General features: G+C 74.2%; 19 protein-coding genes. 12 read left to right on the top strand and 7 right to left on the bottom strand.

The annotated features are described in order from the left end of the window. Positions 1–32: 32 nt before the first annotated feature. The 3 genes from ACZ79I_RS05835 to ACZ79I_RS05825 are packed head-to-tail and all read left to right on the top strand — an operon-like array spanning position 33 to position 3384. Entirely contained in the window at positions 33–1193 is a 1161-nt protein-coding gene (locus tag ACZ79I_RS05835; RefSeq protein WP_471494730.1) for a glycosyltransferase family 4 protein, read from the top strand. Then, complete coding sequence (locus ACZ79I_RS05830; RefSeq protein ID WP_471494728.1) at positions 1193–2533, top strand: glycosyltransferase; 1341 nt, start codon at positions 1193–1195, stop codon at positions 2531–2533. Before ACZ79I_RS05835 ends, ACZ79I_RS05830 begins: the two co-directional genes overlap by 1 nt. Beyond that, positions 2530–3384 (top strand): SGNH/GDSL hydrolase family protein, encoded by an 855-nt coding sequence (locus ACZ79I_RS05825; protein WP_471494726.1) that lies wholly within the window; start codon positions 2530–2532, stop codon positions 3382–3384. Before ACZ79I_RS05830 ends, ACZ79I_RS05825 begins: the two co-directional genes overlap by 4 nt. A 9-nt stretch (positions 3385–3393) precedes the next feature. Here the strand turns inward: ACZ79I_RS05825 and ACZ79I_RS05820 are convergent, their stop codons facing one another. The 5 genes from ACZ79I_RS05820 to ACZ79I_RS05800 are packed head-to-tail and all read right to left on the bottom strand — an operon-like array spanning position 3394 to position 7786. Continuing rightward, the gene (locus tag ACZ79I_RS05820) at positions 3394–4263 is read right to left on the bottom strand and encodes a 5-oxoprolinase subunit C family protein (RefSeq protein ID WP_471494724.1); all 870 of its coding nucleotides are present in this window, start codon (positions 4261–4263) and stop codon (positions 3394–3396) included. After that, the gene (locus ACZ79I_RS05815; RefSeq protein ID WP_471494722.1) at positions 4260–4877 is read right to left on the bottom strand and encodes a 5-oxoprolinase subunit B family protein; all 618 of its coding nucleotides are present in this window, start codon (positions 4875–4877) and stop codon (positions 4260–4262) included. The genes ACZ79I_RS05820 and ACZ79I_RS05815 overlap by 4 nt, the downstream gene beginning before the upstream one ends. Beyond that, positions 4874–5626 (bottom strand): LamB/YcsF family protein, encoded by a 753-nt coding sequence (locus ACZ79I_RS05810; RefSeq protein WP_471494720.1) that lies wholly within the window; start codon positions 5624–5626, stop codon positions 4874–4876. The genes ACZ79I_RS05815 and ACZ79I_RS05810 overlap by 4 nt, the downstream gene beginning before the upstream one ends. 22 nt (positions 5627–5648) lie before the next feature. Then, the gene (locus ACZ79I_RS05805; protein ID WP_471494718.1) at positions 5649–6470 is read right to left on the bottom strand and encodes a putative hydro-lyase; all 822 of its coding nucleotides are present in this window, start codon (positions 6468–6470) and stop codon (positions 5649–5651) included. Further along, entirely contained in the window at positions 6467–7786 is a 1320-nt protein-coding gene (locus ACZ79I_RS05800) for an MFS transporter (RefSeq protein WP_471494716.1), read from the bottom strand. Before ACZ79I_RS05800 ends, ACZ79I_RS05805 begins: the two co-directional genes overlap by 4 nt. A 173-nt stretch (positions 7787–7959) precedes the next feature. On the opposite strand from ACZ79I_RS05800, the gene ACZ79I_RS05795 reads away from it, so the two are divergent. From ACZ79I_RS05795 to ACZ79I_RS05780, 4 genes are all read left to right on the top strand, one after another. Further along, complete coding sequence (locus ACZ79I_RS05795; protein ID WP_471494714.1) at positions 7960–8667, top strand: GntR family transcriptional regulator; 708 nt, start codon at positions 7960–7962, stop codon at positions 8665–8667. Between the two features lie 76 nt (positions 8668–8743). Further along, the gene (locus ACZ79I_RS05790) at positions 8744–10270 is read left to right on the top strand and encodes a hypothetical protein (RefSeq protein ID WP_471494712.1); all 1527 of its coding nucleotides are present in this window, start codon (positions 8744–8746) and stop codon (positions 10268–10270) included. Between the two features lie 37 nt (positions 10271–10307). Then, a complete protein-coding gene (locus ACZ79I_RS05785; RefSeq protein ID WP_471494710.1) occupies positions 10308–11186 on the top strand; it encodes a hypothetical protein in 879 nt (292 codons plus the stop codon). A 52-nt stretch (positions 11187–11238) separates the two neighbouring features. Then, complete coding sequence (locus ACZ79I_RS05780; RefSeq protein WP_471494708.1) at positions 11239–15879, top strand: hypothetical protein; 4641 nt, start codon at positions 11239–11241, stop codon at positions 15877–15879. A 9-nt stretch (positions 15880–15888) separates the two neighbouring features. Here ACZ79I_RS05780 and ACZ79I_RS05775 read toward each other — a convergent pair whose 3' ends face one another. Together ACZ79I_RS05775 and ACZ79I_RS05770 are read right to left on the bottom strand one after the other, a co-directional pair. Beyond that, positions 15889–16710: an IclR family transcriptional regulator gene (locus ACZ79I_RS05775; RefSeq protein WP_471494706.1), complete on the bottom strand. Its 822-nt coding sequence runs from the start codon at positions 16708–16710 to the stop codon at positions 15889–15891. Positions 16711–16965: 255 nt separating this feature from the next. After that, the gene (locus ACZ79I_RS05770; RefSeq protein ID WP_471494704.1) at positions 16966–17418 is read right to left on the bottom strand and encodes a hypothetical protein; all 453 of its coding nucleotides are present in this window, start codon (positions 17416–17418) and stop codon (positions 16966–16968) included. A gap of 419 nt (positions 17419–17837) precedes the next feature. Here ACZ79I_RS05770 and ACZ79I_RS05765 point away from each other — a divergent pair, with 419 nt between their 5' ends. From ACZ79I_RS05765 to ACZ79I_RS05745, 5 genes are all read left to right on the top strand, one after another. Then, positions 17838–20630, top strand: coding sequence for a sensor histidine kinase (locus tag ACZ79I_RS05765; protein ID WP_471494702.1), 2793 nt, complete (start codon positions 17838–17840; stop codon positions 20628–20630). Continuing rightward, on the top strand, positions 20627–21067 hold the full coding sequence (locus tag ACZ79I_RS05760; RefSeq protein ID WP_471494700.1) for a roadblock/LC7 domain-containing protein: 441 nt from the start codon (positions 20627–20629) through the stop codon (positions 21065–21067). The genes ACZ79I_RS05765 and ACZ79I_RS05760 overlap by 4 nt, the downstream gene beginning before the upstream one ends. Positions 21068–21076: 9 nt before the next feature. Continuing rightward, the gene (locus tag ACZ79I_RS05755) at positions 21077–21472 is read left to right on the top strand and encodes a DUF742 domain-containing protein (protein ID WP_471494698.1); all 396 of its coding nucleotides are present in this window, start codon (positions 21077–21079) and stop codon (positions 21470–21472) included. A 257-nt stretch (positions 21473–21729) separates the two neighbouring features. Further along, entirely contained in the window at positions 21730–25341 is a 3612-nt protein-coding gene (locus tag ACZ79I_RS05750; protein ID WP_471494696.1) for a hydantoinase B/oxoprolinase family protein, read from the top strand. Beyond that, entirely contained in the window at positions 25322–25927 is a 606-nt protein-coding gene (locus tag ACZ79I_RS05745) for a GTP-binding protein (RefSeq protein ID WP_471494694.1), read from the top strand. The genes ACZ79I_RS05750 and ACZ79I_RS05745 overlap by 20 nt, the downstream gene beginning before the upstream one ends. The last annotated feature ends 101 nt before the right edge of the window (positions 25928–26028 follow it).

The following is a 26028-nucleotide window of genomic DNA, read 5'->3' as shown; positions in this document are numbered from 1 at the left end:
GCGCCCACGTCCGGTACGGCGAGAACACGGGTATGCGTGTCGTCATCGTGACCGAATCCTTTCCCCCCGATGTGAACGGCGTGGCCCACTGCGCGCTCCAGACCGCCCGGCACCTCGTCGATCGCGGTCACGCCCCCCTCGTCCTCGCCCCCGCCTCCCCCGGGTTCCCGGCTGCGCCCGACCAGGCGGCGGCCCTGCCGGCCGGGCCCGACGCCCTCGCGCCGTGCCCCGTCGTCCGCGTCCCCTCCCTTCCGCTCCCCGGCTACCCCCAGGTGCGCGTCGCCCTCCCCAGCCGGCGCGTCGCCACGGCCATCGGCGAACACCGCGCCGACATCGTGCACCTGGCCAGCCCCTTCATCCTCGGTGTCCGCGGCATGGCGGCCGCCGCCCGGCTCGGCATACCGGCCGTCGCCGTCTACCAGACCGATCTGGCCGGATACGCCCGTACCTACGTGGGCGCGGGCGAGGCGGCGGCCTGGCGGCGCATCCGCTCCGTGCACGCGGCCGCCGACCGCACCCTCGCGCCCTCCAGCGCGGCCCTGCACGACCTGGAGGCACACGGCGTGCCGCGGGTGCGGCTGTGGCCGCGCGGCGTCGACACCGTCCGCTTCCGCCCCGCCCTGCGGGACGAGCCGCTGCGCCGCGAGCTCGCCCCGAACGGTGAGCTGATCGTCGGCTACGTCGGCCGGCTCGCCCCCGAGAAGCACGTCGAACTCCTCGCCGGCGTCTGCGGCCTGGACGGCGTGCGCGTCGTCGTCGTGGGCGACGGGCCGAGCGAGACCAGCCTGCGGGGCGCCCTGCCCGGGGCCGCGTTCCTCGGCCGCCGCACCGGCGACGACCTCGCCCGGATCTTCGCCTCGCTGGACGTCTTCGTGCACACCGGCCCCTTCGAGACGTTCTGCCAGACCGTGCAGGAGGCCATGGCCTGCGGCGTGCCGGTCGTCGCGCCCGCGGCGGGCGGCCCCCTCGACCTGGTGGACCACGGGCGCACCGGGCTGCTCGTGCCGCCGGGCGACCCGGCCGCGGTGCGGGACGCGGTGCGCGCCCTGGCCGCCGACCCGGCGCTGCGCGCGGCCTACGGGGCGACCGGGCGCGCCACCGTCGAGGGCCGCACCTGGGCGGCCGTCGGGGACCAGCTCATCGACCACTACACGGATGTGCTCGCGGCGCGCAGGACGGCGGTGGCGGTGTGATGCCGGCGTACGGCCCCGACGCCGCGGGTTTCGCCACCGGGCGCACCGCCGGCCGGCTGCGGATCGTGCGGCTCGCCAACTTCGTCGCGCCCGCCTCCGGCGGACTGCGCACGGCGCTGCGCGAGCTGGGCAAGGGCTTCAAGGAGGCCGGCCACGAGCCGGTGCTCGTCGTGCCCGGCGAGCGCCACACCGACCGGGAGACCGAACAGGGCCGCGTCATCACCCTGCCCGGCCCCCTGCTGCCGGGCACCGGCGGCTACCGCGTCCTCGTGGACAGGCGGCGTGTCGCCGCCCTCCTGGAAGAGCTGGGCCCCGACCGCCTGGAGGTCTCCGACCGGACGACGCTGCGCTGGACCGGGAAGTGGGCGCGGCGCGCCCGCGTCCCCGCCGTCATGGTCTCCCACGAGACCGCCGACGGTGTGCTGCGCACCTGGGGCCTGTCCGAGAACCTCTCCCGGCGCGCCGCCGACGCCCTCAACACCCGGACGGCACACACCTACGCGCGCGTCGTGTGCACCACCGAGTTCGCCGAGCGGGAGTTCGTGCGGATCGGGGCGCGCAACGTCGTACGGGCCCCGCTGGGCGTCGACCTGGAGCAGCGGCACCCCGGGCTGCGGGATCCGGGACTGCGCGACGGGTACACGCGCGGGGCCGGGACGCTGCTGGTCATGTGTTCCCGCCTCTCCGTGGAGAAGCGGCCCGGCACGGCCCTGGACACCCTGGAGGCGCTGCTGCGGCACGGGCGGCGTGCCGTGCTGGTCGTCGCCGGGGACGGGCCGCTGCGGCCCCGGCTCGAACAGCGGGCGCGGGAGCGGGGCCTGCCCGTCACCTTCCTCGGTCACGTCGGCGACCGGGACCTGCTCGGCGCGCTGCAGGCGTCGGCCGACGTGTGCCTGGCCCCCGGGCCCGCCGAGACGTTCGGGCTGGCCGCCCTGGAGGCGATGGCCTGCGGCACGCCCGTGGTGGCCAGCGCCTCCTCCGCGCTGCCCGAGGTGATCGGCTCGGCCGGGGCGATGGCGGCGGACGACGGCGACGCCTTCGCGGACGCGGTCGAGCTGCTTCTGCAGCGGCCCGCGCGCGAGCGCCGGGAGACGGCACGCGCGCGTGCCGAGTGCTTCGGGTGGCGGACCGCGGTGGACGCGTTCCTCGCGGCACACGACGCGCCGCCGGGTGCCACGCCGTCGGCTGCCGGGCTGCCGAGGGGCGCGGCGCCGAGTGTCGTGCCGTCGGGCGTCACGCTTTCAGACGTCGTGCCGCCGGGCATCACGCCTCCGGGTGCCGTGCCGCCGGCGGCTGGGGGCGCACGTGTGGGTGACGCAGCCCGGGAGGGCCTCCGATGAGACCCCTGCGGTTCGTCGCGCTCGGCGACTCGCTGACCGAAGGCGTGGGCGACCCCGTCGGGGACACCTGGCGGGGGTGGGCCGCGCTCCTCGCCGAGAGGCTCGCCCCCGCGGACGTCCCCGCGCAGTTCACCAACCTCGGCGTCAGCGGCGCCCAGACCCGGGACGTCCTGGAGCGGCAGACCCCGGCCGCGCTCGCCCTGCGCCCGGACCTCGTCTCCGTCGTCATCGGTGTCAACGACACCCTGCGCTGCACCTTCGACATCCACGCCGTCGCCGCCCGCCTCGACACGGTGTACGCGGCCTTCCGGGCCCAGGGCGCCGTGCTCCTGACGGCCTGTCTGCCCGACCCGGGGTCGATGCTCCGCCTGCCGGGGGCGCTGGCGCGTCCGCTCGCCCGCCGTCAGCGGGCCGTGAACACGGTCGTGCACGCGCTGTCCGAGCGCCACGGGGCCCTGCATCTGCACGCCGCGGAAGGCGCCTGGATCGCCGACCGCGCCATGTGGAGCGCGGACCGGCTGCATCCGGGGGAGAGCGGGCACCGGCAGCTCGCGCTCCGGTTCCACACCCTGCTCGCCGAGGCGGGCCTCGCGACCGGCACCGCGCCCTCCGCCGAGCCCGCGCTCCCGCCGCCCAGCCGCTCGGCCGGCCTGTGGTGGCTGGCCACCGCCGGCACCGGCTGGGTGGCGCGGCGGTGCACCGATCTGCTGCCGCAGCTGCTCACCCTGGCCGCGGCCGAGGTGCGCCACCGGGCCAGGGGGACCAGCGCCCGGCTGGACCTGAGTGCCTCCCACGCGGTGGCGTCCGCGCTGGCCGCGCTGTCGGTGGCGGAGCGGCCCGACGCGGCCTGAGCCGGCCGGCTACCGGCGGCCCACGGCCGTGAAGCGGACAGGGGTGCCCGGGGGCGCCTGGGCGGCGGCCGCGAGGTCGGTGGCCCGGACGACCGCGATCACCGGGTACCCGCCGGTGGTCGGATGGTCGGCCAGGAACACGACCGGTCTGCCGTCGGGCGGCACCTGGACCGCCCCCAGCACCATGCCCTCGCTGGGCAGTTCGCCCGGCCGGGCCCGCTCCAGGGCGGGGCCCTCCGTGCGCAGGCCGATGCGGTTGCTCGCGGAGGACACGCGGTACGCGCGCGTGACGAGCGTGCGGACCGCGTCCGCCGTGAACCAGTCGTCGCGGGGCCCCAGCGTCACCCGCAGCACCAGCTCGCCCGGCGGCCCCGGCTGCGGAACGGCGTCCACCCGCGCGTGGGGGCCGGCAGGCACCCCCAACGGCACCACGGCACCGTCCGTCAGCGGCGGCGGGCCGAGCCCGGAGAGCAGATCCGTGGAACGGCTGCCGAGCACCGGCTCCACGGCCACCCCGCCCGAGACACCGAGGTAACTGCGGACTCCGCGGCGTGCGGGCCCGAGGTCGAGGACCGCCCCGCCCGGGACGGGCACCGGTGCTCCCCAGGGTGCGGGCCGCCCGTCCACGGTGACCGGGCAGGGGGCGCCGCCGACCGCGACGGTGACCGCGGAACGCGGCCGCAGGGTGCAGCCGTTCAGCGTGGTCTCCAGCACGGCCGCCTCCGGCGGATTGCCGACCAGCCGGTTGACGAGCGCCGCGGCGGGCGCGTCGAGGGCGCCGGAGCGCGGTACCCCGAGGTGGGCGTGGCCGGGCCGCCCCAGGTCCTGCACGGTGGTCAGCGCCCCCGCCCGTACGACGGCGAGCGCGCGGTCCGTCATCCCGGCCCCACCGGGACGAAGCGGACGAGGGCGCCCGGGGCGAGCAACGCGGCCGGGGTCCGCGCGTCGTCCCACAGGACCGTGTCGGTCGTGCCGATGAGCTGCCAGCCGCCCGGCGACGAGCGCGGATACACGCCGGTGTACGGTCCGGCGAGCGCCACCGAGCCGGCGGGGACGGCGGTGCGCGGGGTGGCCCGGCGGGGCACGGCGTAGCGCTCCGGCAGGCCGGTGAGATAGCCGAAGCCCGGCGCGAAACCGCAGAACGCGACCCGGAACCCGGCCGCCGCGTGGATCCGCGCCACCTCGTCCGGCGGCACGCCCCACAGGGCGGCCACGTCCGGCAGGTCGGGACCGTCGTACCGTACGGGGATCTCGATCGCCTCCTGGGCGCGCCGGGGGAGCGGCGGGATCTGCCAGCCGGCGAGGTGGGCCCCGAGCCGGGCGGGTTCGGTGAGACCGTCGAGGAGGACCGTACGGGCCGCGGGGACGATCTCGCGCACCGCCAGCTCGCCCGCCGCCCGGCGGCGCAGCAGCTCGGCGTGCAGTGCCTGGACCTGGTCGCCGGAGGGGAGTTCGAGGAGCAGGGCCTCCTCGCCGACGGGCAGCACCCTCATGCGAAGGCCCCCACGCGGATTCCGGAGGACTCCAGGGCGCCGCGCACCCGGCGGGCCAGGTCGACCGCGCCGGGCGTGTCGCCGTGCAGGCACAGGGAGCGGGCCCGGACGGGGATGTCCCGCCCGGAGTCCGCGGGGACGACTCCGAAGCGGGCGAGAGCGACCGAGCGCTCCACGACCGTTTCGGGGTCGGTGACCACCGCGCCGTCCCGGCCGCGTGGCACGAGCCTGCCCTCGTCGGTGTAGGCGCGGTCCGCGAACGCCTCCGTGACGACCGGGAGCCCGGCCTTCTCGGCCACCTCCAGGAACCGTGATCCGGGCAGTCCGAGCACGGGCAGCGAGGCACCGGTGAGGAGCACGCCGTCGACGACCGCCTCGGCCTGCCGCTCGTCGTGGACCACCCGGTTGTAGAGCGCGCCGTGCGGCTTCACGTACGACACCCGGGAGCCGGCCGCGCGGGCGAAGACCTCCAGCGCACCGATCTGGTACGCGACCTCGGCGGCCAGCTCCTCGGGCGGCACCTCCATCGCGCGCCGCCCGAAGCCGGCCAGGTCGTTGTAGGAGACCTGGGCGCCGATCCGTACGCCGCGCTCGGCCGCCAGCTCGCAGACCCGTCGCATGGTGGCCGCGTCCCCGGCGTGGAAGCCGCAGGCCACGTTGGCGCTCGTGACCACGGACAGCAGCCGCTCGTCGTCGGTGAGCTGCCAGCGGCCGAAGCCCTCGCCGAGGTCGGCGTTCAGATCGATCATGGTTTCTCCCGGTCGTCCGGCGTCACACGACGCGGTACTTGTCGTCGCGGGCGTCGGTGATGAACATCTGTCCCGGCGCGTGGGTGATGGCGAACGGCGGGCGCGAGGCCATCACCGCGGCCTGCGGGGTCACTCCGCAGGCCCAGAACACCGGGACGTCGTCCGGCGCGGCGTCCACCGGGTCGCCGAAGTCGGGCCGGCCGAGGTCGTCGACGCCGAGGCCCGAGGGATCGCCGCAGTGTACGGGGCTGCCGTGCACCGCCGGCAGGAGACTGCTCTCCCGGATCGCCGCTCCCAGGTGCTCGGGCGGAACCGGGCGCATGGACACCACCATCGGGCCGTGCAGCCGTCCCGCCGGACGGCACTGGCGGCTGGTCACGTACATCGGGACGTTGCGGCCCTGCTCGACGTGGCGCAGGGGCACGCCCGCCCCGGTGAGGGCCCACTCGAAGGTGAAGCTGCAGCCGATGAGGAAGGACACCAGGTCCTCGCGCCAGTGGGCGAGCACGTCCGTCGGCTCGTCCACCACGTCGCCGTCCCGCCACACCCGGTAGCGCGGCAGGTCGGTGCGCAGGTCGGCGCCGTCGGCGAGGACCGTCGTCCACGAGCCGGCGTCCGTGACGTCGAGGAGCGGGCACGGCTTCGGGTTGCGTGCGCAGAACAGCAGCATGTCGTACGCCCAGGACTCGGGGACCGAGATGAGGTTTGCCTGGGTGTGGCCCGCCGCGATCCCGGCCGTGGGGCCGGCGAGCCCCTCCCGGAAGCGGGCCCGGGCCTGGGCCGGGGTCCATGTGCGCGCGTGCTCGTCGACGAGGGTCAGGGGGCGGTCGTCCATGCGGTTCACCGCAACTCCTCACCGCGCGTCTCGGGCAGCCCCAGCAGGGCCACCGCCGCCAGGCCGTACCCGATCGCGCCGAAGACCAGCGCACCGCCCACCCCCCAGCTGTCGGCCAGGAAGCCCACCAGGGTCGGGAAGACGGCGCCCACGGCGCGGCCCGTGTTGTAGGTGAATCCCTGTCCCGTGCCCCGCACCTCGGCCGGGTACAGCTCGCTCAGGTAGGACCCGAAGCCGCTGAAGATCGCCGACATGCAGAACCCGAGGGGGAAACCGAGGACCAGCACAAGGGTGTTGGCGCCGCTGGGGATGTTCGCGTAGGCCAGGATGCAGATCGCCGACAGCAGGGCGAAGAGCCAGATGTTGCGCTTGCGGCCCAGGCGGTCGGTGAGGTGGCCGCCGGTCAGGTAGCCGATGAAGGCTCCGGAGATCAGGAACGTCAGATAGGAACCGGTGTTGACGACGGAGAGGCCGCGTTCCGTCTTCAGATAGGTGGGCACCCAGGTGGCGAGCGTGTAGTAGCCGCCCTGGACACCGGTGGAGAGCAGTCCGGCGAAGACCGTGGTGCGCAGCAGGCCCGGCGCCTCGGCCGTGCCCGGCTTGAAGATGGCCGTGAAGGAGCCCTTCCGGGCGCTCCGTTCGCGCCGGGCCGCCGCCTCCGGGGCGTCGTGCACCCGGCGGCGCATCCAGATCACCAGCAGCGCGGGCAGCGCGCCGGTCCAGAACATCACGCGCCAGGCCATGTCGTCGCCCACGAAGGAGAAGACCAGGGTGTAGACGACGACGGCCAGGGCCCAGCCCACGGCCCAGGAACTCTGGATCGCGCCGAGCGTACGGCCCCGGTGCCTGGCGCTCGCGTACTCGGCGACCAGGATCGCGCCGACCGCCCATTCGCCGCCGAAGCCGAGGCCCTGGAGGGCGCGGAAGACCAGCAGGGTCCCGTAGGTGGGCGCGAAGCCGCAGGCGACCGTGAAGACGGCGTACGTGATCACGGTGATCATCAGGGCCCTGACCCGCCCGATGCGGTCGGCGACCACGCCGGCGACGGCGCCGCCCACCGCCGAGACGACCAGGGTGACCGTGGTGAAGAGCCCGGTCTGCCCGCTGTTCAGTCCGAAGTACGCCGCGAGCGCGACCATGCTCAGCGGCAGGGTGAAGTAGTCGTACGAGTCCAGGGCATAGCCGCCGAAGGCGCCCGCGAAGGCGCGGCGGCCGCGCGGGCCCAGGGCCCGCAGCCAGCCCAACGCGCCGCCGTCGGCGGCGCGTTCGTCCGTTCCCGGCCGGGTGCCGGAGTTGCGGGTCTGTGATGGACGGGTCGTGCTCATGTGCACCTCGCAGATGAGGGACGGAGGGTGCCGGGGATCGAGCCGTGCCGTGCGGACGTTGCGGCGCCGCGGTGGGAGCGGAGCGGTGCCGTGCGCAGCAAGGTAGAGGATCGTTGAACGATCCTTCAATACCCATGTTGTTTCGTTCCTGTATCTGCGATTGAATTCCGGGCATGACGGAGCAGCTGACGGGACTGGCCGGCGACCGCGCCCTGCTGGGCCGCACCAGCACCGCCGAGCGGGTCTCGGACATCCTCAGGAGCCGTATCGCCGAGGGGTACTTCCCGCCCGGCACCCGGCTGTCGGAGGACAGCATCGGCGGCGCCCTCGGCGTCTCCCGCAACACGCTCCGCGAGGCGTTCCGGCTGCTCACGCATGAGCGGCTGCTCGTCCACGAGCTGAACCGGGGCGTCTTCGTGCGGGTCCTGACCGTCGAGGACGTCGAGGACATCTACCGCACCCGCGCCCTCGTCGAGTGCGCCGTGGTACGGGGCCTCGGCGAGCCGCCGTACGCCCTCGACGGCCTGGCCGGGGCCGTCGCGGAGGGGGAGCGCGCGACGCGCGAAGGTGACTGGAAAGAACTGGGCACGGCCAACATCCACTTCCACCGGGAACTGGTGGCGCTCGCGGGCAGCGAACGCACGGACGAACTGATGCGCAGCGTCTTCGCCGAACTCCGCCTCGCCTTCCACGTCGTGGACGACCCGAGGCGGCTGCACCAGCCGTACCTCGCGCGCAACCGGCAGATCCTCGAGACCCTGCGGGCGGGCGAGCGCGACCGGGCCGAGGAACTGCTCGCGGTCTACCTCGACGACTCGCGGGCCGGCCTCGTCGCGGTCTACGGGCGCCGCGTGGCCGACGCGGCACAGGGCGCCGGCTGAGCGGTGCGGGGTCCGGACGGCGGGCGCGTCTGCGTCGTTTGGGCCGTTGTCAGACCGAGGACCTAATCTGTGCACCGTGACTTCGCCTGCTTCGACGGACCGTGTTCCGCCCCAGCTCAGCGCGGGGCCGCGCCCGGCTTCGGGCCCGGCCGCCGACGAGGGGCTGGCGCGGCGGCTGCGCGCGCTCGCCTGCACCGCGCCGCTGCACGACCTGGACGCGCGCAAGGCCAACCTCGCCGGCGAGTACTCGGTGTACGGGATGGCGGAGGTCGCCCTCGCCGCCATCGACCTGGTCACGCTGAACATGGACTTCGACACGGGCGCCGACCACGACCAGATAGTCGCCCGGCTCATCCCCCGCATCGCCGCCCAGGCCCCGCAGCGCCCCGTCGCCGAGCACGAGCGCGTGGCCCGCTGGGTCCTGGAGAACCTGATCAACGTCGGCAGCGTCGACCGCGGCTTCCGCGCCGTGTACGGCACCTTCGCGCCGGACGGCACCTATGTCCGCCGTGACTACGACTTCAAGCTGATCGAAGAAGTCCCGGGATACGGCGGAGGCGTCTACCTGCGCACCACGGACGAAGCGGTCAACGTCCTCGTCGGAGCCCTCGACACGGACGTCACCAGCGCCCAGATCGCCGCCGAGGTCAAGCTGGAGGTGCTGATCAGCCGCGGCCGCCTCGCCGACGCCCAGCTCGCCGCGGAGCAGGCGCGCTACCGCACCGTGCAGTACTCGGAGACGCTGCGCAGGGCACTGGAGGCCACCCGGCGCAACGTCCGCGCGGTGGACTGGCTGAACGCGGTGCCGGACATGATCACCGAGGCCCTCGACCATGTCGCCGACCGCTACCGCCACGAGAACGCGATCCTCACCAACATCCGCAAGGCCCGCGACGAGTCGGAGGACCCCGAGCAGAAGCGGCGCGCCGCCGAACTCGTCGACATCGTCAAGGACTGCATCCGCCGGCACACACAACTGCAGTCCCGCCTCCTGGAGGCGGGGCCGCTCTTCCGCGCCGAGCAGGACCGGCAGGCGTTCGCCACGCCGATGACCACGTCGGGGACGGACCTGTACGGACACCTCCTCGCACCCCTGCTGCCGCTCCCGCTGGAAGGGGCGATCCGCGTCACCGACGCCTTCTTCGCCCACGGGACGGGGCTGCGCACGCCGGCGTCGGTGCGGATCGGGGACCTCGTCGACCTGCTGCTGACCCCTCCGGTGGAGCGCGAGCACCTCGGGGCCGAGATGCCCGAGCCGGATCTGGTCGCCACGCCGGACGACAGCCGCTTCACCGAGGAGCAGCTGGCCGCGGCCCTGGAGCTGCTCGACCTGCCGGCGGACGCCCCGCGCCGGCTGTCCGGGCTGCTCGCGGACGCACGCCGCCAGGACCCCGACCTGCCCTACCTGGTCGCCCTGCTGGCCGTGCACGCGGCCAGCCCGCCGGTCGGCACGGCCTACCGGCAGGGCGAGGAGAAGCTGCTGTTCGCGGTGGACGACGGCACAGAGCTCGACGACCCCGAGTTCGGCGGCGCCGACCTCGTCGTCGGCACCGCCCTGCTGGATGCGGCGGGCATGGCCGCGGACCGGACAGAGGCGGCATGAGCAGGGACGAGTACCAGCGCAGCAAGGAGCCCCGACCGTGACCGAGCCCGTCGAGTGGAGCGAGCCGGAGGCCGCCGCCCCGCCGGTGAGCACCGCCGTCACCCCCGCCGACGCAGCCGACGCGGCACGGCTCGTCGCCTTCGGGCTGCAGCCACGGCTGCAGCCCGCGCGCGACCAGGAGTACGCCGAGCTGCTGCGCCGCTACCGCGAGGACCCGCCGTTCGCGCGGCTCGCCGACGCCGTCGCCACCGGGCTCGGTCTTGTGGTCCTGGAGGTGTCCCCGCGCGCGGGCATGGCCGTGACCGCCGCGGAGGACTCCGTCTTCGCCGTCCGCATGAGCGAGTACGCGCGCCGTACCTCGGCCGACTCCGGCGACCGCTTCCTGCACGGGCTCGCGCATCTCGCGGTCGCCGCCCTGGCCTTCCCGCGCCCCGAGGACCTGGCCGACGACGGCTACATCGGCCGGGTCACCGTCCACGGCGTCGACGCCTTCGTGCGCCAGGCCTGCCGGCGCCTGGAGGAGCGGGCCGAGGAGCAGGGCGAGAACACCGACCCGGCGACCGACGCGCCGGGCCTCGAGGCGGCCTGGCGCATCTGGGCCAGACGCAGCGCCACCGGCGCCACCAAGGACGCGCGCAGACTGGCCGGTTCGACCACCGGCATCGTCGGCAAGGCCGTCGCCTTCCTCACGGACTCCGGGTTCCTGCAGCGCACGGGCGACGAGAACGGCGGCACCTACCGCACGACGGCCCGCTACCAGCTCCAGGTGCGCGACATGGCGGCCAGCGCCGCCCTGTCCGAGCTCCTCGACCTGGGCGTCGTCCCGGTGACCGACGGCACGGCCACCCTGCTGCCCCCCGAGGCCACCGACGACCTGGAGCCGGCGGTGGACGCCGGACTGCCGTTCCACTCCTGACGCTCCGCGTCCTTCGAAGACCGAGCACGACCGACGACGAGAGTCCCCCGCCATGTACGAGCTGTCCCGGGTCCGCCTCTACTCCATCGGACCGGCCGGTGCGCGCTATGCCGACACCGTGCTGGACCTGCGGGGTGTGGGCGATCCGGTGCCCGACCCCGCGCCCGTCCAGGCGGAGTTCTTCACGGAGGAGCCCGCCGGCCCGCCGCGCCGGCCCGCCCCCGCGGGCGTGCTCTTCCTGGAGAACGGCGGCGGCAAGTCCGTCCTGCTCAAGCTGATCTTCTCGGTGATGCTGCCCGGTCACCGCAACACGCTCGGCGGCGCAAGCTCGGGTGTCCTGCGCAAGTTCCTGCTCGCCGACGACTGCGGTCATGTGGCGCTGGAGTGGCAGCACACGCTGACCGGCGAGTGCGTCGTGGTCGGCAAGGTGAGCGAGTGGCGCGGGCGCCAGGTCTCCAACGACCCGCGGAAGTTCGCCGAGGCGTGGTACTCCTTCCGGCCGGGCCCCGGGCTCAGCCTCGACAACCTGCCCGTCGCCGAGTCCACCGCCGTACGGCCGCCCGTGGAGGGCGCGTCCGGGGCGCAGGGGCGCCGCCGCACGATGAAGGGCTTCCGGGACGCCCTGACGGAGGCGGGCAAGACGTATCCGCATCTGGAGGTGCACTGGGAGGAGATCCACGACCGCTGGAACGAGCATCTGACCGATCTCGGCCTGGACCCCGAACTCTTCCGCTACCAGCGCGAGATGAACGCCGACGAGGGCGAGGCCGCGGGCCTGTTCGCGGTCAAGAAGGACTCCGACTTCACGGACCTGCTGCTGCGGGCGGTGACCGACACCCGGGACACCGACGGACTGGCCGACCTGGTCGGCGGGTTCGGCAACAAGCTGGGACGGCGCGCCGAGCTGATCGCCGAACGCGACTTCACCGCCGGGTCGGTGGACCTGCTGGGACGCATCGTCGACGCCGCCGGGACACGTGCGCGGGCGCGCGACATCCACGCGGGCGCCGAGCGGCGCACCCGCACACTGGCACGCCGGCTCTCCGCCCGCGCCGTACGGGAGCGGCTGCGCGCCGCCGACCTGGCCCAGCGGGTGACCGCCGCCGCCCACGCGGTCACCGAGGCCGAGGGCGCCCGTGAGCGCAGCGCGCTGATCGCGGCCGAACTGGCCTACCGGCACGCCTCGCTGGCCCTCGCCGGCGCGGAGAAGGCCGCCGCGGCGCAGAAGCGCGAACTGGCCGACGCGCGCCAGCTGTACTCCGCGTGGCAGGCCGCCGAGGCCGTGCTCCGCCATCGCGCCGCCGCCGACCGCTCGGCGCGGGTGGCCGCCGCGATCCGCGAGGCCGAGCGGGACGCCGCACCCGCGCTGGCCGCTCGCGCCAGGGCCGCCGTCGATCTCGTACGGGCCCTGCACGCCGCCGCCGAGAGCGCCGAGTCGCTGGCCAACGAGCAGGAGGAGCGCTCCGCCGCGCTCCAGGAGGCCGGCGAGTCCGCCCACCGGGACTCGACCACCGCGGCCACCGAGGCGCAGCGCGCCCGCAGCGAGGCCGGGCATCTGCGCCAGCGGCTCACCGAGGTCGAGCAGGAGACCGCCGAGGCGGTGCGCGCGGGCTGGCTGGACGACAGCACACCGGACGCCGACCCGGCGCGCGCCGCGCTCGCCGCCAGCGACGCCGAGAAGACGGCCGTCGCGGCCTGGGACACCGCACGCGAGGCATCCCGCCGGGCGTCCGAGCACGCGCGCGAGGCGGCGTCCGCCGAAACCCGCGCGGAACTGACCGCGGCCCGCGCGGCGGACGCGGCCACGGCCGCCGAGCGGGCCCACGAGGCGGAGCGCCGCACCGCTCGGGCGCTGGCGGCGGAGGAGCGACTGGCGGAACTGCTCGGCGTGTCCGGCACCGGTGCACGCGGCCGGGTCCCCGGACCACGCCGTGAGGAGGACACCGGCCCGGCCGGCGCGCAGGCCCAGGGAGAGGCTCCCTTCGGCCCCGAGGACCTGGACGGCTTCGCGGACGAACTGCGTGAGCTGCTCGACCACTCCGTCTCCTCGGCCGAGCGCCAGCTCTTCGAGCTGCGGACCGCGGCGGCCGACGACGCCCGCATCCTCGGCGCGCTCGGTGACGGGGGGCTGCTGCCGCCCGGGCCGGACGTCCTGGCGACCGTCGAGTTCCTGGGCGAGCACGGCATCCCGGCCCTCCCGGGCTGGCGGTACCTCGCCCAGGCCGTCGATCCGGCCGACCACGCGCGCGTGCTGGCCGCCCGCCCCGAACTGGTCGACGGTGTGATCATCACCGACCCGCACTCGCACGCCCGGGCCCGTGAGGCGCTGAGCGACGCGGCCCTGCTGCCGCGCTCCGCCGTCGCCGTCGGCACGGCCGCGGCGCTGCTCGCCCCCACCCCGCCCCTCGACGAGGACGGCGGCGCCGGCGATGTGTTCCTCGTGCCGCCGAACCCGGCCATGCACGACGAGCACGCCGCCGACGAGGAGCGGCAGGCGCTGCGCGCGCGGGCCACGGAACGCGACGAGGAGATCCGGGTGCTCGCGGCCCGGCTAGGAAAGGACCGCGAGCTCGCGGCCCGCCTCGCCTCGTGGCGTGCCGGCTGCCCGGCAGGCCGGCTCGCCGAACTGGCCCGTACCGCCGGGGACGCGCGCGCCTTCGCCGAGGAGGCCGAGGCCGAACTGGCCGAGGCGCGCACCGTCCGCGCCGAGGCCGACGAGGCCGCCGCCGAGGCGGCACACGTGCGCGACGAGCGGCAGGAGGCCGCCCAGCGGGCCCGGCGTGCCGCCGACGCGCTCGCCGGACTCGCCTTCCGGCTGCGTGAACGCGCGGGCTGGCAGGTCAAACTGCGCGAACTCGCCGACGACGCGGTCGAGTCGGAGGCCCGTGCCCAGTCCTGTCTGGAGCGTGCCCGTGCCGCCGACGAGGACCGGCGTGCCGCCCAGCGTGCCGCCGACGACGCCCGCCGCACGGCGCGTGCGCTACGCGCCGAGCGCGCCGAGATCGCGGGCGCCCCCGATGACGTACCGGAGGACGACGCGGACGCGCCGACGGCGTCCCTGCCCGCCCTCCGGGAGGCCTACCGCGCCGCCTCCCAGGTGTACGAGAAGGTCGGCGTCGGGGCCGACCTGCGGGCCGAGCAGGCGCGGGCCGAGAGCGACGAGTCCGCCGCCCTCGCCGAACTGGACCGGCTCAGCAACAAGGTGCGCTCGCGCGCCGAGCAGCTCCTTCAGTCCCCGGACGGCTCCGACGGGCCGTCCCGGCAGGCCGCCGCCTCCCGCGCCGAGGAACTGGTGCAGCTCCTGGAGACCCGCATGTCCACGGCGAGCGAGCAACTCGGCCGGCTGCGCGGCGAGGCCGAACGGCACGCCCCCGAGAACGGTGAGGCCCACACCGAGCTGCCCGGGGAACTGGTCCCGCGGGACGCCGAGCACGCCCAGGCGCTGCTGCGCACGGCGACCGGCGAACTGGCCGCCCGCACCGAGGCGCTGAGCCGGACCCGCGAGGCCCACGCCGAGCTTCTCGCCGCCCACCGGGCCGCCGAGGACGCGGCGGGCGGCTTCGAGGAGGTCGCTGCGATGCTTCGTGACCTGTTGCGCGAGCACGCCCCCGACGAGGAGCGGGACGAGCCGGACCCCTATCCCGGCACCCTTGAGGAGGCGCGCCGGGCCGCCGCCGAGACCCGCCGGTCGCTGCGCGGCTGCGCCGCGGATCTGTCCGCCGCCGAGGCGGCCGTGCGCGAGGCGAGCGACGTGCTCGTCCGGCACGCCAACTCCACCCGGTACGAGCAGGTCCGCACCCCCGCCCGCCAGCAGATCCGTGAACTGCCCGCGTCCGCGCTGCCGGAGCACGCACAGCGGTGGGCGGACGCCTTCGCACCCCGCCTGAGAGTTCTCACCGACGAGCTGGCCCAGCTGGAACGCAACCGGGACTCGATCGTGGACCGGCTGCGCGGGCTGGTCGAGTCGTCCCTGGCCACGCTGCGGTCGGCGCAGCGGCTGTCCCGGCTCCCCGAAGGGCTGGGCGAATGGTCCGGGCAGGAGTTCCTGCGCATCCGCTTCGAGGAGCCCGACCCGGCCACGCTCACCGAACGGCTCGGCGAGGTCATCGACGACGCGACCCGCGCGGCCGTCAAGAAGAACTCCGATCTGCGCCGCGACGGTATGTCGCTGCTTCTGCGGGGCGTCGGAGCGGCGCTGCGGCCCAAGGGCGTCGCCGTCGAGATCCTCAAGCCGGACGCCGTGCTGCGCGCCGAGCGGGTGCCGGTCGGGCAGATGGGCGACGTGTTCTCGGGCGGGCAGCTGCTGACCGCCGCCATCGCGTTGTACTGCACGATGGCCGCGCTGCGTTCCAACGACCGCGGCCGCGACAGGCACCGCCACGCGGGCACGCTGTTCCTGGACAACCCCATCGGGCGCGCCAACGCGACGTACCTGCTGGAGCTCCAACGGGCCGTCTCGGACGCGCTCGGCGTCCAGCTCCTGTACACGACGGGTCTGTTCGACACCACGGCGCTCGCCGAGTTCCCCCTGGTCATCCGGCTCCGCAACGACGCCGACCTGCGGGCCGGGCTGAAGTACATCCGGGTGGAGGAGCACCTGCGGCCGGGACTGCCGCAGCAGCCCCAGGCCGGGGAAGCGGTGCACAGCGAGATCACGGCGACACGGATGTTCAAACGGCCCGCGCAGCCGTGACGCCGCGCCTCAGCACCCGTAGCCCATCCGGCGTGAGAGCTCGGCTGCGGCGGCCACCGTCCGCTCGGCGGACTCCGGCAAGCGGTCGGCGGTCAGACGGTACGCCGGTCCCGACACGCTGATCGCGGCGATCACCCTGCCGTCGTGGGCGCGGACCGGGGCGGCCACGGCCGCCAGGCCCGGTTCCAGCTCCCCGACCGTGATGGCGCAGCCCTGCTCGACCACCGCCTCCAGCTCGGCACGCAGGGCGACCGCGCGGGTGATCGTGCGCTCGGTGAATCGCGGAAGGGGGCGGGCCAGCTGACCCTCGCGCAGTGTGGGCGGCAGGTGGGCGAGCAGCACCTTGCCACTGGAGGTGGCGTGCAGCGGAGTGCGCCGGCCCAGCCAGTTCTGCGCGGTCACGGACGCGGTGCCGCGCGCCTGCATGATGTTGACCGCCGCGTCGTCGTCGAGGACCGCGATGGCGGCCGTCTCGCCCAGGTCGTCCGCCAGTTCGCGGCAGACGGGGACGCCCTCCTGCGAGATGTCCAGGCGCACTGCCGCGGCCCCGGCCAGGCGCAGCACACCGGCGCCCAGGTGGTACTTCCCTCGGTCCTCGGCCTGGCCCACCAGCCCGCGCTGCTCCAGGACGCCGAGCAGCCGGAAGGCGGTGGACTTGTGCACGTCCAGCTCGTCGGCGACCTCGGTGACGCCCGCCTCGCCGCGCCGGGCGAGGATCTCCAGCACGCTCACGGCGCGGTCCACCGACTGGACCGAGCCGGCGGCGCCCGGGGCGGCCCCCCTCAACCGGTGGTCCTCGGGGCCCTCCGGCTGCTTCTGTGTGCGGGCCATGAATCGACTTCCACCACCTGTTGTCCCTGCACGGGCCGCATCTGCGGGAAACCCTCGACGGACGGTCTGCCCGTCCTGCCCGGCTTCTGTTCCGCATAGCGACAACTCGTGCGCTATACGGAACATCATGGTACGGAGGTGTCCGGTTCCCGGCAGGGGCCGATCGGCCCTACTCCGGCCGGCCCGCCTCGCCGGCCGCCCGGGCCGCATGCGTCGAGTTCCCCCCACGGCCCGGTGACCGGCCCGGCCCCGTGCTCACGGGTGAGACAGCTGGCCCGTCCCGCCCCGCCTGCGTATGCGCTGCTGCGCCCGCTGGGCCGCCCGCGCCCGGCGGCGGGCCGCGCGGCGCTCGCGGCGCAGCGACCGGGCCGTGCTGTTCGGGGCGGACACCACACCATGCCGCTGCTTCCACACCTGGCGCGTCACCCAGACGTCGAGCGCGCCCCACGTCGCCACCACCGTGCTGGCGACGCTGCTCAGCACCATCGGGAAGGCCAGCCACGAGCCGGCCATCGTGCACAGGAAGGCGATCACCGCCTGGATCAGCGTGACCGCGATGATGAGCACCGCCCGCACCGCCGCCGTCCGCACCGGATCCGGCAGCCGCCGCCGGCGTGCGGGCTCCTCGACCCACAACGGCCGGTGGTTCGGCGCCTCCTGCCGCTCCCCGTCCGTCCCCGGCGTCCCGCGCCGCTGCGCCGTGCCCATCAATCCGTCACTCCCCACCGCTCGCGACCGCTCGTCCCGGTGCCGCCCGACCCCGGCTCCCCATTGGCTGCCCGGCTTGCGCTGATTCACGCCGTCCGGTTGCCGCTTGCGACGCATGTGGCTGATTACGCCTCAATACCCGTAGAGGAAGACGATCGGCGATCCGCGAAGATTCCCGGCGGCCGAAAACTTCCGGCCAACCGGCTCATGTTCCCGGACGCACGACCTGCTGCGCAGAACGCCCGTCCGGGAGGCAATCTCCCGCAATGACGGGACAACTGCCCATGTCCTGTTCGCTGCTCATGAGGCGGTGCGCCCCGTCGGCCCTTCGAGATAGCCGTGTGTCGGTAGTAGGCTCACGCCGTTTGTTGACGCACATGTGTACCCCCTGGGCCAGAGGGGGCGAGCTGGGGGAGGCCATGCGCTTTCGCGGGAAGTCGATCCGCCGGAAGATCGTGGCGCTGCTTCTCGTGCCGCTGCTGTCCCTGACCGCCATCTGGGCCTTCGCCACGGTGCTCACCGGCCGTGAGGCGCAGGCGCTGTTCAACGTCTCGTACGTGGTCGAAAGGGTCGGCTACCCCACCGAGGACACCGTCCGCGTCCTGCAGGCGGAGCGCCGCCAGACCCTCGTCTATCTCGCGGACCCGCGTGCCGCCGCCTCACTCACCGCGCTCCGGCGCAGCCGCGCCGCCACCGACAAGATCGTGGCCGGACTCCGCCGCAACAGCAGGGACGAGGACCTGCACGAGGACATGGGGCAGGACACCGCCGAGCACCTCACCTCGATCCTGGACGCCCTCGACGGCATCCGGTCGCTGCGCCACAGCGTCGAGGACGGCACCGTCAACCGCTCCCAGGCACTCGACCTCTACAACCGGCTGATCGACCCCTGCTTCACGCTCCTGGCCAACCTGCAGGTCCTCGACGACGTGGAGATGGACAAGCAGGGCCGCGCGCTCGTCGGGGTCTCCCGCGCCCGCGAACTGCTCTCCCGTGAGGACGCCCTCCTGGGCTCCGCGCTCGTCGCCGGCCGGATCACCCGCGACGACATCCGCGACATCTCCGACCTCGTCGCCCAGCGCGCCGTGCTCTACGACGTCAGCCTGTCGCTGCTGCCCGGCTCGGAGAGCGAACGCTTCCAGCACTACTGGACGAACGCCGACACCGCGCCCCTGCGCGTGGCCGAGCAGACCGTCGTCCACCAGACCCCCGGCACCCCGCACGGCGTGACCGCCGCGACCTGGGACGAGGCCGCCGGCCACGTCCTCGACCGGCTCGACAGGATGAGCACCGAAGCGGGCGACCGCTACCAGGACCGCGTCCGCCCCCTCGCTCTCGACGTCATCGTCAAGGCGGCCGTTGCCGGCGTCCTGGGCCTCGTCGCCCTGCTGATCTCGGTGATCATGTCGGTGCGCATCGGCCGCGGCCTCATCCGCGATCTGCGCCGACTGCGCCTGGAGGCCCACGAGGCGTCAGGGGTGCGGCTGCCCAGTGTGATGCGCCGTCTCTCGGCGGGCGAACAGGTCGACGTCGAGACCGAGGTGCCGCGCCTGGAGTACGACAAGAACGAGATCGGCGAGGTCGGGCAGGCCCTCAACACCCTCCAGCGTGCCGCGGTCGAGGCCGCTGTCAAGCAGGCCGAACTGCGCGCCGGTGTCTCCGAGGTCTTCGTGAACCTCGCCCGCCGCAGCCAGGTGCTGCTGCACAAACAGCTCACCCTGCTCGACACCATGGAGCGCAGGACCGAGGACACCGGAGAACTCGCCGATCTCTTCCGCCTCGACCACCTCACCACGCGCATGCGCCGCCACGCCGAGGGCCTGGTCATCCTCTCCGGCGCCGCGCCCTCCCGGCAGTGGCGCAAGCCCGTCCAGCTCATGGACGTGGTGCGCGCCGCCGTCGCCGAGGTCGAGGACTACGAGCGCATCGAGGTGCGCAGACTGCCCCGCGTCGCCGTCACCGGGCCCGCGGTCGCCGACCTCACCCATCTGGTGGCCGAACTCCTGGAGAACGCCACGGTGTTCTCGCCGCCGCACACCGCCGTACAGGTCCTCGGCGAACGCGTCGCCAACGGCTTCACCCTGGAGATTCACGACCGGGGCCTCGGCATGGCGGCCGAGGCGCTCCTGGACGCCAATCTGCGGCTCGCCGAGACGCCCGAGTTCGAACTCTCCGACACCGACCGGCTCGGCCTGTTCGTGGTCAGCCGGCTCGCCCAGCGGCAGAACGTCCGCGTCTCCCTGCAGCCGTCCCCGTACGGCGGCACCACAGCCGTCGTCTTCATCCCCGACGCGCTGCTGACCGACGACGTCCCGGACACCAACGGGATCGGCTTCCGCCTGGACCGGGCGCTGCCCGGGAAGGAGAACGGCACCGGGGAGGACCGCGCCTCAGCGCTGTCCCACGCGCCCGTGAAGCTCCCCGGCATTCCGGCGTCGATCCTGGACGGGCCGGTCGAACTGGAGGCACCGGTCGGCCTGGACGCGCTCGACGACTTCCCCGGCGCGCTCGGCGACGAGGACAGCGAACGCGGCGGCCTGTTCCGTCCCCGGCGCTCCCTCGCCGAAGTGCCGGGCGACCGCCAGGAGCAGGCGCGCGACCGCCGTCGTGAACCGGCCGGCCCCGGCGACGGCGACCGCCCGGGCGCCCCGGTCCCGCTGCCGCGGCGCCGCACCCCCAAGCTCGTCAGCTCCCACGGCCGCCCGGTCCCGGCCACGGGACCGCGCCGTTCCGGAGCCGGCGAGAAGACCGATCCGCCGGACGAGACCATGACGGGCATCCAGAAGGCCAGGCGCCCTTCCGGCCGCTCCGGGGAACCCGCACGAGGGGCGGCACGTTCGAAGGGTGACCGGGCCGAGGCTCCGGCCCTGCCCCGGCGGCGCAGCCTCCGGCCGTCGGCCGGCGCCCCGGACGGGGCGGCGCAGCGGGACGGCGAGGCCGCAGCGGCGGACTCGGGCGCGGACGCCCTGCCCCGCCGGGTGCGGCAGGCGAGTCTGGCCCCGCAGTTGAAGGAGGGCCCCGACCGGCGCGCCGAGCGCGAGCGGTCCCGCACCGCGGACGGTGCGGGTTCCGCCGAGCGCGACGCCGACGAGGTCCGCAGCCGTTTCGCCTCGCTCCAGCGGGGATGGGAGCGCGGCCGCGAGGAGAACGCGGCGGGTGACCAGGCCCGGGACGGCTCAGCACGAGGAACGACAAAGGGGGACGGTCGATGACCGCACCGAAGGCCGCAGGGCCCACCGCGACCGGCAACGAGTCGGGAGAGCTGAACTGGCTCCTCGACGACCTGGTGGAGCGCGTCGCCAGCATCCGCAAGGCGCTCGTGCTCTCCGGCGACGGCCTGCCCACGGGGGTCTCCGACGAGCTGAACCGGGAGGACAGCGAGCACCTCGCCGCGGTCGCCTCCGGATTCCACAGCCTCGCCAAGGGCGTCGGCCGGCACTTCGACGCCGGGGGTGTCCGCCAGACCATCGTCGAACTCGACGAGGCGTTCCTGTTCGTCACGGCCGCCGGCGACGGCAGCTGCCTCGCCGTCCTGGCGGACGCCGACTCCGACGTCGGACAGGTGGCGTACGAGATGACGCTCCTGGTGAAGCGGGTCGGTGTACATCTGGGGTCCGCTCCGCGCACCGATCTTCCCTCGGGTGGGTAGTGGGATGGTATGAGCGGAGAGGGTCAGGCAAACAGCCACTGGTTCGACGACGAGGCCGGACCGGTGGTCCGCCCGTACGCCATGACGCGCGGCCGCACCAGCCATGCGGCCCAGCACCGTCTCGACCTGATCGCCGTGGTCGTCGCGCAGTCCCGGGCGGACGATCCCGAGACGGATCCTTCGCTGTCCCCGGAACACGAGGACATCGTCGAACTGTGCCGTGACACGCCCCAGTCGGTCGCCGAACTCGCCTCCGAACTCGATCTCCCCATCGGCGTGGTGCGTGTCCTCATCGGCGACCTCGTGGACGGTGAACTGGTCCATGTGTCGCGTCCCGTGCCGCCCGCCGAGCTGGTGGACGAGAGCATCCTGCGCGACGTGATCAACGGCCTGCGGGCCCTGTGAGGCAGGGCCCGCACGTGCTGCCGGCCGGCACGCGCGGGCCCCAACCGTCGCGGGCGCGACGGTGAGGGAGCCCACCCGTGCGGACCGGGGCCGCCAGGCCGTCCATGGCGCGGGCCGTCGGGAACCGGCCCCCGGCGGTCGCACCGGCACAAGCGCGGTCCGCCCGTTATGATCTGACCGATCGTCGACGACCAACCGCAGCGGGCCGATCACCCGCTGCGCACCCGGATCCGAGCAGCGCGATCGGAGAGACGGACGTGAGCACCGGCTGGCAGTTCTGGGTCGACCGCGGCGGTACCTTCACCGATGTCGTCGCGCGCCGCCCGGACGGCCGTCTGCTGACCCACAAGCTGCTCTCGGACAATCCCCACCGGTACGCCGACGCGGCCGTCGCGGGCGTACGCGCGCTCCTCGACGACGACGGACCGATCGACGCGGTCCGCATGGGCACCACCGTCGCCACCAACGCCCTCCTGGAACGCAAGGGCGAACGCACCCTGCTCGTCATCACCCGCGGCTTCGGTGACGCCCTGCGCATCGCCTACCAGAACCGTCCGAGCATCTTCGCCCGTGCGATCGAGCTACCCGAGTTGCTGTACGAGCGGGTCGTCGAGGTCGACGAGCGCATCGCCGCCGACGGCACCGTCCTGCGCGCCCCCGACCTCGACGCCCTCGCCGGCCCCCTCCAGGAGGCGTACGACGACGGGATCCGGGCGCTCGCCGTCGTCTGCATGCACAGCCATCTGCATCCCGCGCACGAGCAGGCCATCGGCGAGCTGGCGGCCCGCACCGGCTTCCCGCAGATCTCGCTCTCCAGCGAGGTCAGCCCCCTGATGAAACTGGTCCCGCGCGGCGACACCGCGGTCGTCGACGCCTACCTCTCGCCCGTCCTGCGCCGCTACGTCCAGCACGTCGCCGACGAACTCGAAGGCGTCCGGCTGATGTTCATGCAGTCCAACGGCGGGCTGGCGGAGGCCGGGCAGTTCCGCGGCAAGGACGCCATCCTGTCCGGGCCCGCGGGCGGCATCGTCGGCATGGCCAGGATGTCGCAGCTCGCCGGCTTCGACCGGGTGATCGGCTTCGACATGGGCGGCACCTCCACCGACGTCTCGCACTTCGCCGGCGCGTACGAACGGGTCTTCACCACCCAGATCGCCGGCGTCCGGCTGAGGGCGCCGATGCTCGACATCCACACCGTCGCGGCGGGCGGCGGCTCGGTGCTGCACTTCGACGGTTCCCGCTATCGCGTGGGGCCGGACTCGGCGGGCGCGGACCCGGGGCCCGCCTCCTACCGGGCCGGCGGCCCCCTGACCGTCACCGACGCCAACGTCATGCTCGGCCGCGTCCAGCCCGCCCACTTCCCCGAGGTGTTCGGCCCGCACGGCGACCAGCCCCTCGACGACGCGCTCGTCCGCGAGCGCTTCGCCGCGCTCGCGGACGACATCCGCGAGCAGACCGGCGACGACCGCACCCCCGAGCAGGTCGCCGAGGGCTATCTGCAGATCGCCGTCGCCAACATCGCCAACGCCGTCAAGCGGATCTCGGTCCAGAAGGGACACGACGTCACCCGGTACGCGCTCACCACCTTCGGCGGAGCGGGCGGCCAGCACGCGTGCATGGTCGCGGACTCCCTGGGCATCCGCACCGTCCTCGTACCACCCATGGCGGGGGTGCTCTCGGCGCTGGGCATGGGGCTCGCCGACACCACGGCCATGCGCGAGCAGTCCGTCGAGGCCCCGCTGGAGCCCGCCTCGATGCCCGGCATCCGCAAGACCGCAGACGACCTGGAGGGCATCGCCCGCGCCGAACTCCTCGCCGAGGACGTGCCCGAGGACCGCATCCGGGTCGCACGCCGGGCCCAGCTGCGCTACGACGGCACGGACACCACCCTCACCGTCGAGCTGACCGAGCCCGGCGCGATGAGGCGCGCCTTCGAAGAACGTCATCGCGCCACGTACTCCTTCACGCTCGACCGGCCGGTCGTCGTGGAGGCCCTCTCCGTCGAAGCCACCGGCATCACCGAACCCCCCGATCTCTCGGCCCTCGCCCCGTACGAGGGCCGCACCGCCGCCGGGACGGTCCGCCTGCACACGGGCGGCGCCTGGCGCGAGGTACCCCTCCACCACCGGGAGCACCTGCCGCCCGGCGACGCCGTCATGGGTCCCGCGATCATCACGGAGGCCGGCGCGACGACCGTCGTCGACGACGGCTGGCGGGCCGCCGCGACCGACGACGGCCATCTCGTCATGGAACGTGTGGCGGTCACGGAGAGTTCCGATCTCGGTACGGAAGCCGACCCGGTGCTGCTCGAGGTCTTCAACAACCTGTTCATGTCCATCGCCGAGCAGATGGGCGCACGCCTGGAGTCCACCGCCCAGTCGGTCAACATCAAGGAACGGCTGGACTTCTCCTGCGCCCTCTTCGACCCCGAGGGCAACCTGGTCGCCAACGCCCCCCACATCCCCGTCCACCTGGGCTCGATGGGCACCAGCGTCAAGGAGGTCATCCGGCGCCGCGCGGGCGGCATGCGCCCCGGTGACACCTACGCCGTGAACGACCCCTACCACGGGGGAACCCATCTGCCCGACGTCACGGTCATCACCCCCGTCTTCGACACGGAGGGTGAGCGGATCCTCTTCTACGTCGCCTCCCGCGGCCACCACGCGGAGATCGGCGGCATCGCCCCCGGCTCCATGCCCGCGCACAGCCGCAGCATCGAGGAGGAGGGCGTCCTCTTCGACAACTGGCTGCTCGCCGAGAACGGCCGCTTCCTCGAAGAGGCGACGCTGCGCCTGCTGACCGAGGCGCCCTGGCCGTCACGCAACCCCAGGACCAACCTGGCCGACCTGCGCGCCCAGATCGCCGCCAACCAGAAGGGCGTCGACGAAGTCGGCCGCATGATCGAGGACTTCGGGCTCGACGTCGTGCAGGCGTACATGAAGCACGTCCAGGACAACGCCGAGGAGGCGGTCCGCCGGGTGATCGGCGCCCTGGACGACGGCGAGTACGCCTATGAGACCGACTCCGGCGCCGTCATCCGCGTCCGCGTGCGGGTGGACCGCGGGCGCCGCCGCGCGACCATCGACTTCACCGGCACGTCCCCGCAGCTCGCCACCAACTTCAACGCGCCCTTCTCGGTCGTCAACGCGGCCGTGCTGTACGTGTTCCGCACCCTCGTCGCCGCCGACATCCCCCTCAACGACGGCTGTCTGCGTCCCCTCGACATCATCGTGCCGTCCGGCTCGATGCTCGCGCCCGAGCCGCCCGCCGCCGTCGTCGCCGGGAACGTCGAGACGTCCCAGGCCATCACCGGCGCCCTGTACGCGGCCCTCGGTGTGCAGGCCGAGGGCTCCGGCACCATGAACAACGTCACCTTCGGCAACGACCGTCACCAGTACTACGAGACCGTCGCCTCGGGATCCGGAGCCGGCGACGGCTTCCCCGGCGCATCCGTCGTCCAGACCCATATGACCAACTCGCGGCTGACCGACCCCGAGGTCCTCGAATCGCGACTGCCCGTCCTCCTCGACGAGTTCGCGGTACGGGACGGCAGCGGGGGAGCCGGCCGCTGGCGCGGCGGCGACGGCGCGGTGCGCCGCATCCGCTTCCAGGAGCCCATGACCGTCTCCACGCTCTCGCAGCACCGCAGGGTCCCGCCGTACGGCATGGCCGGCGGCCGGCCGGGAGCGCTCGGCGCCAACCGTGTGGAGCGCGCCGACGGTACCGTGCGGCAGCTGAGAGGCAGCGACTCGGCGGACGTCGGCACCGGCGACGTACTCGTCATCGAGACACCCGGCGGCGGAGGCTACGGACCGCCACCCGACCCCCATCACGCAGGAGAAGAGAACGATGATCTTCGGGCGCAGTGAGCGCGGCAAGCCTCCGGTCGAGCCCGTCACGCTCAAGATCCTCGTGGCCGGCGGCTTCGGCGTGGGCAAGACGACCCTCGTCGGCGCGGTCAGCGAGATCCGGCCGCTGCGCACCGAGGAAGTGCTCACCGAGGCGGGCCGCCCGGTCGACGACACCCGCGGGGTGGAAGGCAAGCACACCACCACCGTCGCCATGGACTTCGGCCGTATCACCCTCCGCGAGGACCTGGTGCTGTACCTCTTCGGGACACCCGGTCAGGACCGCTTCTGGTTCCTGTGGGACGAACTGGCCACTGGGGCCCTGGGCGCGGTCGTCCTCGCCGACACCCGCCGCCTGGAGGACTGCTTCGCCGCCGTCGACTACTTCGAGCGGCGCTCCATCCCCTTCGTCGTCGCGGTCAACTGCTTCGAGGGCGCGGTCCGTTACCCGGCCGAGGACGTACGGCGGGCCCTCGACCTCGACCGTGGCGTGCCGGTCGTCCTCGGCGACGCCCGCGAGCGCGAGTCGGCCAAGGACATCCTGATCGAGGTCGTCCGGCATGCCGGGGCGCACTCCGCCGCCCGCCGCGAGCGCGTCATCACCTGATCCCGCGGCGGCGCGTCACATACGGCCCGCACCCCGCCGACCGGGGGCGGGCCGCAGCCGTGCGTGCCCGCGTGGCTCACGCGAGACGCACGCAGGTGTGG

It is taken from the genome of Streptomyces sp. PSU-S4-23 (assembly GCF_055632315.1).
The sequence above is the reverse complement of the archived record's forward strand: the minus strand, read 5'-3'. Positions and strand labels throughout refer to the sequence as shown.

Bases quoted from the DNA above. Each gene is read 5' to 3' on its own strand.
- ACZ79I_RS05795 (WP_471494714.1), top strand. From the start codon at position 7,960: ATGACGGAGCAGCTGACGGGACTGGCCGGCGACCGCGCCCTGCTGGGC.
- ACZ79I_RS05775 (WP_471494706.1), bottom strand. From the start codon at position 16,710: ATGGCCCGCACACAGAAGCAGCCGGAGGGCCCCGAGGACCACCGGTTG.
- ACZ79I_RS05820 (WP_471494724.1), bottom strand. From the start codon at position 4,263: ATGACGGACCGCGCGCTCGCCGTCGTACGGGCGGGGGCGCTGACCACC.
- ACZ79I_RS05765 (WP_471494702.1), top strand. From the start codon at position 17,838: ATGCGCTTTCGCGGGAAGTCGATCCGCCGGAAGATCGTGGCGCTGCTT.
- ACZ79I_RS05755 (WP_471494698.1), top strand. From the start codon at position 21,077: ATGAGCGGAGAGGGTCAGGCAAACAGCCACTGGTTCGACGACGAGGCC.
- ACZ79I_RS05780 (WP_471494708.1), top strand. From the start codon at position 11,239: ATGTACGAGCTGTCCCGGGTCCGCCTCTACTCCATCGGACCGGCCGGT.
- ACZ79I_RS05770 (WP_471494704.1), bottom strand. From the start codon at position 17,418: ATGGGCACGGCGCAGCGGCGCGGGACGCCGGGGACGGACGGGGAGCGG.
- ACZ79I_RS05760 (WP_471494700.1), top strand. From the start codon at position 20,627: ATGACCGCACCGAAGGCCGCAGGGCCCACCGCGACCGGCAACGAGTCG.
- ACZ79I_RS05800 (WP_471494716.1), bottom strand. From the start codon at position 7,786: ATGAGCACGACCCGTCCATCACAGACCCGCAACTCCGGCACCCGGCCG.
- ACZ79I_RS05830 (WP_471494728.1), top strand. From the start codon at position 1,193: ATGCCGGCGTACGGCCCCGACGCCGCGGGTTTCGCCACCGGGCGCACC.
- ACZ79I_RS05810 (WP_471494720.1), bottom strand. From the start codon at position 5,626: ATGATCGATCTGAACGCCGACCTCGGCGAGGGCTTCGGCCGCTGGCAG.
- ACZ79I_RS05825 (WP_471494726.1), top strand. From the start codon at position 2,530: ATGAGACCCCTGCGGTTCGTCGCGCTCGGCGACTCGCTGACCGAAGGC.
- ACZ79I_RS05835 (WP_471494730.1), top strand. From the start codon at position 33: ATGCGTGTCGTCATCGTGACCGAATCCTTTCCCCCCGATGTGAACGGC.
- ACZ79I_RS05745 (WP_471494694.1), top strand. From the start codon at position 25,322: ATGATCTTCGGGCGCAGTGAGCGCGGCAAGCCTCCGGTCGAGCCCGTC.
- ACZ79I_RS05815 (WP_471494722.1), bottom strand. From the start codon at position 4,877: ATGAGGGTGCTGCCCGTCGGCGAGGAGGCCCTGCTCCTCGAACTCCCC.